12 protein-coding genes are annotated in these 13,217 nt (G+C 58.9%); 7 read left to right on the top strand and 5 right to left on the bottom strand.

Going from position 1 to position 13,217, the window contains the following annotated elements:
- Position 1: 1 nt before the first annotated feature.
- Complete coding sequence (glnA, locus tag Q7S58_RS13340; RefSeq protein WP_304826356.1) at positions 2–1,429, bottom strand: type I glutamate--ammonia ligase; 1,428 nt, start codon at positions 1,427–1,429, stop codon at positions 2–4.
- 487 nt (positions 1,430–1,916) lie between these two features.
- On the bottom strand, positions 1,917–3,344 hold the full coding sequence (locus Q7S58_RS13335) for an outer membrane beta-barrel protein (protein ID WP_304826352.1): 1,428 nt from the start codon (positions 3,342–3,344) through the stop codon (positions 1,917–1,919).
- A 320-nt stretch (positions 3,345–3,664) separates the two neighbouring features.
- Between Q7S58_RS13335 and Q7S58_RS13330 the strand changes: the two genes are divergently transcribed.
- From Q7S58_RS13330 to Q7S58_RS13300, 7 genes are all read left to right on the top strand, one after another.
- Positions 3,665–4,831, top strand: coding sequence for an acyl-CoA dehydrogenase family protein (locus Q7S58_RS13330; protein ID WP_304826349.1), 1,167 nt, complete (start codon positions 3,665–3,667; stop codon positions 4,829–4,831).
- An 18-nt stretch (positions 4,832–4,849) separates the two neighbouring features.
- Positions 4,850–5,203 carry an FxLYD domain-containing protein gene (locus Q7S58_RS13325; RefSeq protein ID WP_304826346.1) on the top strand — a complete coding sequence of 118 codons (354 nt, stop codon included), beginning with the start codon at positions 4,850–4,852 and terminating at the stop codon, positions 5,201–5,203.
- Between the two features lie 261 nt (positions 5,204–5,464).
- Positions 5,465–5,890, top strand: a complete 426-nt coding sequence (locus tag Q7S58_RS13320) for a helix-turn-helix domain-containing protein (protein ID WP_304826343.1) — start codon at positions 5,465–5,467, stop codon at positions 5,888–5,890.
- Positions 5,891–6,141: 251 nt separating this feature from the next.
- A complete protein-coding gene (locus Q7S58_RS13315; RefSeq protein WP_304826339.1) occupies positions 6,142–7,434 on the top strand; it encodes an ACS family MFS transporter in 1,293 nt (430 codons plus the stop codon).
- 334 nt (positions 7,435–7,768) lie between these two features.
- Positions 7,769–9,025 (top strand): CynX/NimT family MFS transporter, encoded by a 1,257-nt coding sequence (locus Q7S58_RS13310; RefSeq protein WP_304826336.1) that lies wholly within the window; start codon positions 7,769–7,771, stop codon positions 9,023–9,025.
- A 158-nt stretch (positions 9,026–9,183) separates the two neighbouring features.
- Positions 9,184–10,146: a glycosyl hydrolase family 17 protein gene (locus tag Q7S58_RS13305; RefSeq protein WP_304826333.1), complete on the top strand. Its 963-nt coding sequence runs from the start codon at positions 9,184–9,186 to the stop codon at positions 10,144–10,146.
- An 87-nt stretch (positions 10,147–10,233) separates the two neighbouring features.
- Entirely contained in the window at positions 10,234–10,617 is a 384-nt protein-coding gene (locus tag Q7S58_RS13300) for an SgcJ/EcaC family oxidoreductase (protein WP_304826330.1), read from the top strand.
- Between the two features lie 398 nt (positions 10,618–11,015).
- On the opposite strand, the gene Q7S58_RS13295 is transcribed toward Q7S58_RS13300, so the two are convergent.
- The 3 genes from Q7S58_RS13295 to Q7S58_RS13285 all read right to left on the bottom strand — a co-directional run.
- Positions 11,016–11,459 carry a hypothetical protein gene (locus tag Q7S58_RS13295; RefSeq protein WP_304826327.1) on the bottom strand — a complete coding sequence of 148 codons (444 nt, stop codon included), beginning with the start codon at positions 11,457–11,459 and terminating at the stop codon, positions 11,016–11,018.
- Positions 11,460–12,024: 565 nt separating this feature from the next.
- The gene (locus Q7S58_RS13290; protein WP_304826324.1) at positions 12,025–12,549 is read right to left on the bottom strand and encodes a hypothetical protein; all 525 of its coding nucleotides are present in this window, start codon (positions 12,547–12,549) and stop codon (positions 12,025–12,027) included.
- A gap of 455 nt (positions 12,550–13,004) precedes the next feature.
- The coding region (locus Q7S58_RS13285) for an AI-2E family transporter (protein WP_304826321.1) at positions 13,005–13,217 on the bottom strand (213 nt) is incomplete at its 5' end.

Raw genomic sequence — 13,217 nt, 5'->3', positions numbered from 1 at the left:
CTTACGCGTCGTAGTACAGGTGGAATTCGTACGGATGCGGGCGGAGCCGAATCGCGCTCACTTCCTTCGCCATTTTGTAGTCAATCCACGTCTCGATCAGGTCCTCGGTGAATACATCACCCTTCAACAGGAACTCGTGATCCCGCTTCAGGTTGCCGAGCGATTCCTCGAGCGACGCCGGCATGCTGGGCACTTCCGCCAGCTCGGCCGGCGTGAGCGCATAGATGTCCTTGTCGAGTGGCTGGCCCGGGTCGAGCCGGCGCTGGATTCCGTCGAGCCCCGCCATCAGCATCGCGGAGAATGCGAGGTAGGGATTAGCGGTAGGATCGGGGAACCGCACCTCGATTCGCTTGGCCTTGGGCGACGGCGAGTACATCGGGATTCGCACCGATGCCGACCGGTTCCGCGATGAGTATGCGAGGTTGATCGGCGCCTCGAAGCCCGGCACTAGCCGGCGATACGAATTGGTCCCCGGATTGGTGAAGGCAGCCAGCGAAGGCGCGTGATGCAGGATGCCCGCGATGTAGTGCATCGCCATTTCCGACATCCCCGCGTAGCCATTGCCGGCAAAGAGCGGCGTATCGCCCTTCCAGAGGCTCTGATGAGTATGCATCCCGGTGCCGTTATCGCCGAAAATAGGCTTGGGCATGAACGTCGCCGTCATCCCGTGGCGCGCCGCGACGTTCTTCACGATGTACTTGTACCACGTCAGCCAGTCCGCCATCTTGGTGAGCGTCTGGAAGCGCATGTCGATTTCCGCCTGACCCGCGGTCGCTACCTCGTGATGCTGCTTCTCGACACGGATGCCGACTCGTTCCATCTCGAGCACCATCTCGGTGCGGATGTCCTGCAGCGTATCGACCGGCGGTACTGGAAAGTAACCTTCCTTATTCTTGACCTTGTAGCCGCTATTCAGCCCGCCTTTGACATTGGTTTCACGGCCGCTATTCCAGTTACCTTCGTTCGATTCGATATAGTAGTAGCTCGAGTTCTGCGTCGTGTCGTAGCGTAGTCCGTCGAAGATGAAGAACTCCGGCTCGGGTCCGAAGAAACTAGCATCACCGACACCCGTGGACTTCAGGTAAGCCTCGGCCTTCTTCGAGATGTTGCGCGGATCGCGCGAGTAGTCGGCGCGGGTGATCGGATCCGAGATGTTCGCGATCAGCGACAGCGTCGGATCCTTCATGAAAGGATCCATCACCGCCGTATCCGGATCCGGCACCACCAGCATGTCGCTGGCATCGATTGCCTGCCATCCGCGAATCGAGGAACCGTCAAAGCCGAGCCCTTCTTCAAAGGGCGCTTCGTCCTTGAACTCGGAGACCGGCGCAGAGAAGTGCTGCCAGGTGCCAAGCAGGTCGATGAATTTAATATCGACCATCACTACGCCCTTGTCCTTGATCATTTGGAGAACTTGTTTAGGCGTCATCGAACGCGTATCCCTCCTCGCCGCTTGAATGGGGCGGCGGTCCCATGATTGTGGATTGAATGAAATTCAAGCCGCGAAATTCGCCTCGGCCGACAATTGGCAGATTTTGGAATCGATCCCGACAGCGGCCGGCAAGCCTCGCGCAGCAATCGAAACATCGCAGCCGACACCGTTTTTTGTCACGAAACCCATCCAAACGCAATGCTCATGAAATAAGCATCTGACGCGCCAGTGAACAGCACATCCGGCGCGCGATCGCGTCGCCCGTCGGATTTCACCCTGTTAGCCTTGTATTTTTTCTCAATGCTTAGGCTATCAGCCGAGCGCTTTGATCACAGCAAAATGGATGCCCGGCCCGCTACGGTCAATCTTGATGACGGCTTTGGCCGTGGGCTCCCCACCGATCCCAAGCGCATCAAAAAAGGCGGGCCCCCGTGGACCCGCCGGCTAAGCGCGCATCGCTGCGCGAGTTAAACTCCTCTCCCGATTAGAAGGCGTAGATCATGTTAGCGCTCACCGTGTCCTGTCCGCGCCACAAATGTTGTACGCCGGTCACCGGGTCGACGAAGTTATTGTTAGTGAATACGTTCTGGCTGGAGTTGTCGTGACGATATTCCAACCGTCCCAGAAGTCCCGTCACTTGCGGTATCTTGTAGCTAAGAGTCTGGGTTACTTCCCACAGCGTCTGGGCAGTGCCGGTGCGCGACCCGTCCTTGTCCTGGAACATTTCACCGCGTGTGGCTGTCTCGAACTGATCGGTCCAATCATACACGACATAGCCCGACACGCCCGTCCAGCTTCCGCTATGCCCATTGATGACCGGTCCGCTCTGCGTCCCGTACACGTACTCAGATTGCAGCGTCAGCTTGGGGAGGAACCACGGTTTCCAGGTCGCGACCGGGTCGATAGCGCCCAGATTGGAGTTGGACTTGCCGACCAGGTTTGGTCCCCAGATACCGTTGATCAGAAGACTGACCGTTTTCTCCTTGTTATTGAGCGCCAACTCGCCCTCGTAGTTAGGTCCTCCATTGTTGAATGCGGCGGGATCGTCCCATCCGTTGTTCACACCGCCGATGAAGGAAACGTAATCGTTGAACGTGTATGCGCCCCGAACTCCGGTGTGCGTGAAGGGGATCCCGAAACCGAAAATGATGCCCTTCGACTCGTTGAAATTCAGATTGTTGTACGTATTGATCGTTTCCGCTCCGAGCAGCGTGACGAAGCGTCCGGCCGAAAAGTTGATGCCTGATCCAATTGGCGCCGTGTAGGTCAGATACAACTGCGTCGGATCAAACCATTGGTTACCGACGGGAAAAGCGTTCGAGTAACGAGTGGCGAATGACAACGTGTTGGCAACTTGCCCGAAATTCAGATCAGTGACGAAGCCCACTCCTCCCTCAACGGTCCGATCGATGTGAATATTACCCTGCGTGAGCTGGAATCCGTCTTGGTCGAAGACGCGAATCACGTTGGTGTTGTGATTGGGCTGGTTGAAGTTGTGTTCGTAGCCCGCGTCGACCAGGCCGTGAACGTGGATCCCCAGATTGTTCGCCAGATCGGTTTTGAGATCGCCGAAGCTCTTTTCCAGCACGCCGACGTGCTCGCCGACCGTCTGCGGCTTCGCATCAGCCTGCGCCGGCGGCGCCACCGTGATCGCCTGCTCGATCTTTTTCACCTCGCTGACCGTGTCGTCGCTCTGCTTTTGCAGGTTGGTCATCTGGCCGGCCAGCGCGTTGAGGCGCTGCTGCTCGGACGTGCTCGCGACGACTGTTGACGTGGTTGTAGTGACGCTGGTCCGCTTATGCTTCTTCGTGGTTTCTGCCCAGGCGCTGGCGTTACACAGCATCGAAATCAGTGCGACGCCGGCGATAAGGCTAGTCCTGGTCGCGGCCCGGGCCGTTCTCCGTCTGTTCACTCTCTCCTCCTCCAGGTTTGAGCTGTTTCGAAACGCGGCTTCTTGAGCCCGCACCTAGCGGGCTGTGGAATAGAACCGGATGGCGTGGTTTCAAGATTCATACCGGCGTAATAGTTGTCTATCGTCCGCGATCTTTGAGTCGGACCGTGATTGATTCCATTTTGCAAAGAAACCCTGACGCCTGTATGAGACGCATCTGCCTTTTCGTTAATCACTCACCTATCACTCACTCGGCGTGCTCGATCGCTCGTATGCACAAGCCGGAGCGGCTATAACCACGATCGCAGCGCTGTGCACTTAACCTTCAGAGGAATCACACCATGGATTTTGATTTGACGCCGTCGCAGGAAGAGATTGTTCGTCAGGTCCGAGCGCTATGCGCGGATTTTCCCGACGAATACTGGCGCGACCACGATCGCCGCGCCGAGTTCCCCCACGAGTTTTTCAACGCCGTCGCCAAGGCTGGATACCTCGGCGTCGCGATTCCCGAGCAATACGGCGGCAGCGGCCTCGGAATCACCGAAGCAGCCCTCGTGATGCGCGAAGTCGCAGCGTCGGGCGGCGCGATGGCGGCGGCGAGCTCGATCCATCTCTCGATCTTCGGCGTCAGTCCGCTAGTCTTTCACGGCACCGAGGAGCAGAAGCACCGCTACCTCCCAAAAGTGATCAGCGGTGAGATGCACGTCGCCTTTGCGGTGACGGAGCCCGATGCCGGCAATGACATCACCCATATCAAGACCGCGGCGCGGCGCGTGGGCGATGATTACGTGATCAATGGCCGCAAGGTATTCACCACCAAGGCGCGCGAGGCCACTAAGATGCTCCTGCTCACGCGCACCACGCCCTTCGAGCAGGTCAAGAAAAAGACCGACGGCATGAGCCTCTTCTTTGCCGATCTCGACCCGGCCGCGGTCGAAGTTCGCGAACTCGAAAAACTCGGGCGCGCCGCGGTCGATACCAACATGGTGTTCATCGACAACCTGAAAGCGTCGGCTTCAGATCTGATCGGCGGCGAAGGACGCGGCTTTCACTGCCTGCTCGACGGTCTCAATCCGGAGCGCATCCTCGTCGCCGCCGAAGCAATCGGAATCGGACGCGCCGCGATCGCCAAGGCCGTCAAGTATGCGAAAGAGCGCGTCGTGTTCGGCCGTCCGATCGGACAAAACCAGGCGATCGCGCATCCGCTCGCCGATTCGTACTCGAAGCTCGAGGCCGCCGATCTCATGATGCTCAAAGCGGCATGGCTGTTCGACAGTCGAAAACCGTGCGGCCCCGAGGCCAACACCGCGAAGTTGCGCGCCGCCGACGCCGGCTTCGAGGCCTGCGATCGCGCGGTGCAGACGCTCGGCGGCTACGGCTATATCCGCGACTACGACGTCGAGCGCTATTTCCGCGAATGCCGCCTGATGAAGATCGCGCCGGTGTCACAGGAGATGGTGCTGAACTCGATTTCCGAGCACGTCCTCGGATTGCCGCGCTCGTACTGACGGCGCTTTCGCCTCGCGATGCGTAAAGGCGCGCTCCTCGTCCTCCTCAGCGCGCTCGTTTTCGCCGGATACGTGTTTTATTCGCTCCTCGGCGTGGAACCGGTGAAGGTCGAGCAGAGCCGGATGGTGCGCAGCGGCGACCGGATATTGGTCGAGGGCGAGTTGCGCAACACCGGCGAGGATATCGGCGCAATCGACGTCGAGGTGCGCTACTTCGATCGCAGCGGCCATTCGATTGCGCGGGATAACGTCGCGATCAGTTCCCTCAAACATGGCGATACCGCGAAGTTCAGGAGCGTCCCGCGCCGCCTCGAAGGCGCGGCCGAATTTTCGATCTACCTGAACCACGGCCGTAACCCCTACGGAAACTAGCCGTAGTAGCATCGGTGAAACAAATTGGCGCCGCGGAACGTCCCTCGGCCGGTTGAATTTTTTTGATGGCGAAAAGTCTATACACACTGTAGGATGCGGCGCGCGATGACATACGGCGATGCGTGAAGCGTTGCGTGATTTTGCGTTTGCCTTTGTGACGCTTTGCTGATACTTACTGTAAGTGTCGAATAACATCTGTTTGGTAGGAAGCGGGCATGTGGCTGGCCCAGAGCGAAGTTTCTAAATAAGGGGAGTGCATTGATGGCACGCAAGGACAGGGATTTCGGACAGGTCATTCGCGATCGCAGGCGGCAACTCGACCTCACTCAGGAAGAGGTCGCCAAGCGAATCAAAACTTCAACGCCCTACGTCGGGCACCTCGAATCGGGCAAGCGGCATCCGTCTGACAAGATCGTCACCCGGTTCGCCGAGGTGCTGGGACTCGACCGCCGCGATTTGTTTTTTCTCGCGAATCCGCGCGCGCAGGCTCTGCTCACGCCCGAGGCCGATAGCGCGCCCAATTCCGCGTGGCAGGAATTCCACAACAACGAGCAACTGCGGCGCATCCACAATATCTCCAACGACGAGATGGAGATGTTGTCGCGGGTCGCGCTGCTCGGCGACGTCCGCTCGCCGCGCGATTTCATTTACATCCTGAACACCGTTCGTCACGCGGTCGGGCGTTAGCGGTCAGCAACTTTCGCATCTGGATTGTCGAAGGCACGGAACAAAATTCCGTGCCTTTTTTTTCTTTCCCTCGCCCCTTTTCTGATACCTCGCCCGCTTGGCTGCGGGAGAGGTCGCCGAAGCCGAACAGAGTGAGGATTCGGCGGGTGAGGGTGCAGTCGTCGCGAGCAGAAAATCGCGGTGAACCGACGCAGTGGCCTCCGCGACCGCTGGCGATTGATCCCCAACGCAGATAAAGCTTCTCTGCAATCATGGCTCAGCCTTCAATCGCGCGCGTCGCCGCGGTTCGCAGCATCGGATGGCCGCAGCGCTATACCGTCGTCGGATTATTTTTTCTCGGCACGGCGCTCTGTTACATCGATCGCATCAGCATCTCGGTTGCGATAATCCCGCTCGCGCGCGAGTTCGGTTACGATTCCGCCGCCAAAGGACTCGTGCTCTCCGCCGTGTTCTGGGGCTACATATGGACGCAACTGCTCGGCGGATGGATGGCGGATCGATTCGGCGGGCATCGCGTGCTCGCCGCCGGCGTCGCGATCTGGTCGCTTGCGACGTTTGTCACCCCAATCGCCGCCGCCGCGACGTTTCCAGCTCTGCTCGCGGCGCGAGTGCTCCTCGGTCTCGGCGAAGGCGTCAATTTCCCCTCGATTCACAGCCTGACTTCGCGCTGGACGCTGCCAGCCGAGCGCGCCCGCGCCCTCTCATTCAACTACAGCGGGATGTACGTCGGCACCGTGCTCGCGCTGAGCGCGAGTCCGCTCATCATCGGATGGCTCGGATGGCCCGCGCTGTTCTACATCTCGGGCGCACTCGGCGGCGTGTGGGTCGCGTTCTGGATGATATTCGCGTCGGATCGCCCGGAGAACTCGAAGCGCATCTCCCCCGATGAACTCGAGCTGATCACCTCGTCGCGCACCGCCGAGCCGCTCGCGATCAACGTGCCGTGGGCCGCAATCGCGCGCGAGAAAGCCGTGTGGGCGATCGTCGTCGCGCACTTCTGCAGCAACTTCGGCTACAACATCCTGCTGCTCTGGATGCCGACTTATCTGAATCACACCTTTCACGTACCGCTGGCGCGCGTCGGCGTCTATTCGATCATTCCATGGATCGCGACCTTCTTCACGGTCAGCGCCGCCGGCTGGCTCTCCGATCTGCTGATTGCTCGCGGCGTCGAAGTCGGCAGTGTGCGCAAGTCGATGCAGGCCGCCGCCTTCGCGATCGGCGCGATCCCGCTATGCCTCGTGCCATTCGCGTGGTCACCCGCCACCGCCGTCGCATTGCTCACCGTGGCCGCCTCCGCCAACGGTATCAGCTCCGCCGCGTTCGGCGTCAATCACCTCGACGTCGCGCCGACCTATGCCGGCATCCTGATGGGGATCTCGAACACCGTCGCGACCATCCCGGGAATCATCGGCGTCGCCGCGACCGGCCTGATCGTGCAGGCCACCAAATCCTTCAGCGCTGTCTTCTATCTGATCGCCGCCGTGTACTGCGCGGGGATGTTCTTCTACCTGCGATGGGCCAGCGGCGAGCAACGTCTCTGATCTGAGTGTCAGCGCAGGCGCCTCACCCCCCGTGTCATTTCGAACGCAGTGAGAAATCCCGGATCCGGGTTCCCTCGTCGCAAGGCTCACTCGGGACGACACGGAACATCTGCGCCACCTCCGTCATCCTGCGCGGAGGCTGCCGCTCTTTCCCTCGCCCGTTATGTTACGGGAGAGGGAGCCGAAGTTGCGGAACGCGACGAGGCTGGTGAGGGTGATTCGCACGCGCGCGCACTCCGCGCGCGCGTGCGCAATGCCATCGCACGATCCGCATTCTCCTGTAGCAATTTCCCCGCGCCGCTGATTATATCGGGATCGCCATAAGGAGCCGCAGATGCCGATGGATCGAAGCACGTTGTCGCCGTACCGATGGGTGATCGAGGTCCTCATTTTTCTAGCCCTCCTCGGCCAGGTCGTTACCTGGCTCGCGCCCGCGCCGATTCTCGAGCCGATCATCCAGGATCTTCACATCTCGCTAGGCACCGCCGGGCTGATCATCTCGATCATCGCGCTATGCATCTCGATCTTCTCGCTGCTGGGCGCGCTGATTTCCGAACGCCTCGGCGCACTGCGCGCGTTTCTCGTCGGCATCTGGCTGCTCGCGATCGGGCAGATCCTCAGCGGCTTCTGCACTTCGTTCGGCCCGTTGCTCGCGTGCCGCGTGATCGAGGGCGTCGGTTTCGGCGTGATGATTGCTCCCCCCGGCACGCTCACGATGCAATGGTTCGGCGAGGGTGAGTGGCCCTACATCAACATGATCAACGCGCTCTGCTCGTATATCGGCATGACCGCGGTGTTCTCGATCACTGCGCCGCTCTACCTGGCGCTCGGATCATCGTGGCAACGGGTCGTGCTCAGATACGGAATCGCGGTTGCCGTCGTCGCACTGGCGTGGACGATACTCGGGCGCGAGCGTCACGCGATCGCGGCCGTCGATCCGGCGCCGGGCCAGGAAGAGAGCCGCTCAAATCTCGGCGAAGTGATCCGGATGCGCGACGTGCGCCTGATCGCGATTGGCCTCTTCGGCGGCATGTGGGTCTTCCAGCTATATACCGCGTTTCTCCCTCAGTATTTTCACGTCGTCCGCGGCATGAACCTCTCCGATGCCTCTTCGATGACGGCGGTGCTGCCGCTCACCGGAATCTTCGCCTCGGTCGGCGGCGGTCTCGGCACCGGCATGACGGGACTGCGCAAACCATTCTTATGGCCGGTTGCGATTTTCACACTGGTCGGATGCGCCGGCGCAATCCTGATCAAGGAACCGATCATGATTCGCCTGTCGCTGGTGCTGGTCGGAATCGGCGCCGCGGGATCGCTCGCCGCGATCGTCACGATGCTGATGGAACTGCCGGGCATGACGCCCGCCCGCATGGGCACCGGTCTCGCCTTCGTATGGTCGGTCGGCTACGCGGGCGCGTTCGTCGCGCCATTCCTCGGCGGCGCGATCGCCGCGGCAATCGGACTGCGAGCCGTGATGCTGGGATTTCTGGTGTTGCAGTTCCTGCCGATCGGCGCGATGTACCTGCTGCCTGAAACCGGTCCCGGCCGTCGTCGTCGCGAAATCGAAGCGGCCGCCGCCGCTGCTTCGTAGATAGCTTCCGATTGATCCAGGCGAATCGGAAGGCGATTTTCTGGAGACTACTTACTTAGTCCTTCTGAGCAAATTTTCTTCACACACAGGGAATATTGAATATTCAATGAGTAATTGTCGGCGAGAAGTAAGAACCTGCCGCGGAAGGAGACGCTCAATTGAGGATTACTGTAAAGATGCGCTCGGTCCCTGGCCTGTTAGCCGGCTTAATGCTCCTCTTGACCTCGGGCTCCGCATTCGCGGGACCGTACCTCGGAATCAACTACGGACCGTTTCATGAGAGCGGCCAGCACCCGGGCACTCCTATCACTGATAGCCAGTTCCTCTCGGACCTGGGGATCATTTCCGAGAAGTTCACCTATATTAAGACCTATGGCGACGATGCGGATTCGCGCCTCGACCAGGTGGTTCCTCTGGCCAAGACCCATTTCCCGAAGCTCAAAATCTACCAGGGCATCTTCGAGAACAGCGACTACAACAGCTCCGCCGACACTACCTATCTCGATACGGCGATTAGCCTTGCCAACAACTACCCGCAGACCGTAATTGCCGTTGTGGTCGGTAACGAATGCCTCGACACGGATGTCAATTCGAAGCCGATTTCCGTAGCCCAGCTAATCGCCGATTTGCAGTATGTCCGCACCAGGCTTAAAAACAAGGGCAACGTGCAGGTCACTACCTCGCTCGGCTATCAGGCCGCCGTGTCCTACGGCGCTCAACTGAAGCCCCACGTTGACTCGATGATGATCAACATCTACCCCTTTTATGGGAAGGTGCCGATCGGTGGCGCGATAGCAAACCTGATCGGCGCTTATGCCATGTTCAACAAGCTGTTCAACGGCAAGCAGGTTATAATCGGTGAGACCGGATGGCCCAGTGCGGGCGCCACCAATGGCTCGTCGGTCCCGAGCGTCGCCAATGAGGCCACCTTTACTAAGGCGATCTTCGCGAACGCGAATAAGCTCGGCTCCACTTTTGTGTTTATAGCACTCGATCAGCCCTGGCTCAGCGTGCAAGACTCGTGGGGAGCGCACTGGGGCTTGTGGAATTCGAGTGGCAACCTCAAGTTTCCCTTCACCGTAACCAAGCAGGCAAAAGGTGCAACGGGACCGGTTCACTAGCCCTGAGCTTAGTCAAGAGTTCCACGCCGTTTCGCAACGTGCGCACCCGGAATGGATGAGTGCCAAAGAACCTGGAGGCCTAAACTTATGCCAGCGCAAACTCCCGAACAGTGCGATGAGCTCTTCGGCGCCTACGCCAATACTCGCGACCTCGACCAACTGATCGCGCTCTACGAACCGCAAGCAAGTCTCGTGAACGAAGACGGCATAGCCGTTCAAGGAACCGCGGCTATCCGCGAGACGCTGCAAGGACTGTTTGCCGCATTGTCGGAATCGAAAGTCACGATGAACGTAGTGCGAGTCGTTCCAGCCGGCGATGACCTCGCGGTGCTCTACAACGATTGGAGCATGCTCGGAAAGTCCACGGATGGCTCGCCCGTCTCAATCAAGCATCACGCGTTGGAGGTTGTGCGTCGTCAGCCCGACGGCGCCTGGCGCTTCGTGCTGGACGATCCCTACGCCCGCGGCTAAGGCCCTCTGGTCGCCTTCGCTCGGGCTGACGGAAAAGAAAGACTGGAAAAAGAGAGCGGCGATTCTTACGCTGCGCTCACACCATCTCGCTTCGGCTGGCTGAATACGACTTCTGATATACGCGCACCAGCGCCGCGAACACCGCCAATAAGCGAATTACGTTACAGCGCAGAAAACCTCACGCAGGTGGAGTTACCCTGAAGGTTCGGTCGAAGGGAACTTCCCGTCGCGATCGGATGCGCGCTCGTAGAAAAAATGATCTGGGAAAATGCTGCGCGCGACCTTTGCTCTATTCGGCGCAGCCCCGATGATAAACCCATCATCGGACCCTTTCCGGCTGGCGACTTGATCAGAGTCCAACGGCGCGCATACAGGCGGCAGCGATGCGGAAATGATAACTAAGGGCTCGTGGGAGGCGGTCCGAAAATGATTTGAAGAGGGATCCTTGCCACTTCTTCCCAACGACCCTGCTCTTCGAGTGAAACGCGGAACTCGTGCACGCCGGGACCGCGGATGGCGAGACCATTGAGCCGCGCGCGGCTCCGCAGCCGTGCATGCTTTGTGAGATCCACCGCGATTTCCGAGACATGCAGTTCATCACCACCGGCATTGACGATGCGTATACGCGCCCTACTCTGTTCAGGCACGTCGCCCGACCGAGTCCAAAGCGTTACGAGTTCTGAGTTCAAAGGGACAGAAATTTTGTCGGTCTGCGAAAGGGCAGCTTGGCCCGGAGGAGCGGTGACAGCAAGTTGCTCTAGAACTTCGAGCAGACTTATGTTGTTCGACTCGTTGTCGATAATGCTACGCGCGCAAAGCACGCTCCAGACGTGACGAATCATATTGTGACCGAGTCGGAGTGCGTAGAGAAAAGCTGTGTACCGGAGGAATCCGCCCTCGCGTCTGAGTGCAATGATCCCGGCTGCTCTGTGAACAACGGACCACCCAAAATTGAGGTCAAAGGAAACAGCCTCTCCGGGGCATCATTCCGGGCACTGACGTAGGCGTCCCCAGTCGTCACTTGCCCTGCTGTAGAGCCAGCTTGGCTCTCTCCTCCGAATAAAATCTGGCGAGCCATCCCTTTCGCCCACCAATAACGTGGAAGTTCCCACACCGTCTGTGCTCCAACTCTCGCCAGAGCTTTTTTCTTCGCTGCCAAAAGCCACAAGTAGATAGCGACGGCTACGTCGCTCGGATTCTCGTATCTAAGGTCGGTTTTCTGCTGTGACAGGTCCAGCAGGCGACTTAGCACTGTCGTGTACCGACTCTCATCGGACATCTCCCGCCAACATTCTTGAACTGCTTCCTGCCGTTCAGCGATGCTGAAGAACGTCCTCGCGTCGCTTGCTAAATTGAGGCGGGCCGAGAACCTCGGACTCTCGATTTCGTGGATACATTGCCAGAAATTCAAAGAAGCCTCCTGTCCGTCCAGAACTCTGCCGGCCGTCCGTAGTCCGGCGGAATCTGATCGAGCATGTGAGCGTACTCTCCGTGTCCGCCCCATTTGCTCAATACCTTTAAAAGCCTATGTCGTCCGCCTCGGTCAACCAGTCCTTGCTTTAGCTCGACAATGACACCGACATGTGAGCGTTTGTCGTTGGGACCATGGTACACGACAATGTCTCCAACTTCCGCATCGGCCTCGCTGTTGAGTCGGGCGTATTCGTCGTCCTGAAAAATCAGGTCGATATCGCGAATATCAATATTCGTGCGACGCGAAGCGAAGGCCATTCCCATGCAATTGTACTTGGCAGTAATGCTTCTAAGCTCGGCTCCAGGGCAAAGGCTCCGATCTAGGGCTATGACCGCCTTCAACTGCTCAGGAGCCATTTCTTCTCTGAGACTATTTGGGATATGACGTTTTCGTCGCGTCTCGAGTTTGAGGGCGTTTAAATCTCTCTCTCCAAATTCTCCGAAAATGATCGCGGACATAGACCCAGCTAATAATCTAGTCACTGCGGACCGTCGGCGAAAGCGAAAGGTCGGCGAAGAAGAGTATTTTGCCCGGCGGAGATCGCGTATTTCCTTCGCTTCGCTCACGCGGGATGACACGGAGCGTCGTCCTCGCCCCACTCTGTGATCTTTGTATGTGCGCGAGAGATGGGTAACGGGTGTGCGAGGACATGGGTAACACCTAACCCCAGCAGGTGGTCGCCGTCATCGACCTCGATCTACCTGCTCATCAATAATCTAAAATGTGTTACCTATCTCCCCGCACGTTCCGTTACCTATCTCCCAAGTCCATACAATCTTGAGCGGAGGCTGCCGGAGTCAAAAGATCTCTTCTCCTAAACCGCCGGCTGGATTGCAGGAGAAAGGCGCCCCTGAACTTTCTACAGCGCGACCATCCGCGTCGAGATATCTTCGCCTGCGAAAGTCGCGGGCGCTCACACCATCTCGCTTCGGCTGCCTGAATACGACTTCTGATATACGCGCACCAGCGCCGCGAACACCGCCATTATTGCGGGCCCCGCGAACAGTCCGAGCGGGCCGTAAACTTCGAGTCCGCCGAGAATTCCGAGAAACAGCGCGAGCGTCGGCAGTCCGGTGCCATGGCGCATCGCGAGCGGCTTGATAAAATTGTCGATGACGGCGAGCGC

Origin of the sequence: Candidatus Binatus sp. (assembly GCF_030646925.1) — a bacterium.
GTDB lineage: Bacteria > Desulfobacterota > Binatia > Binatales > Binataceae > Binatus.
Note: the sequence above shows the minus strand (reverse complement) of the source record. Positions and strands in the feature narration are given on the sequence as shown.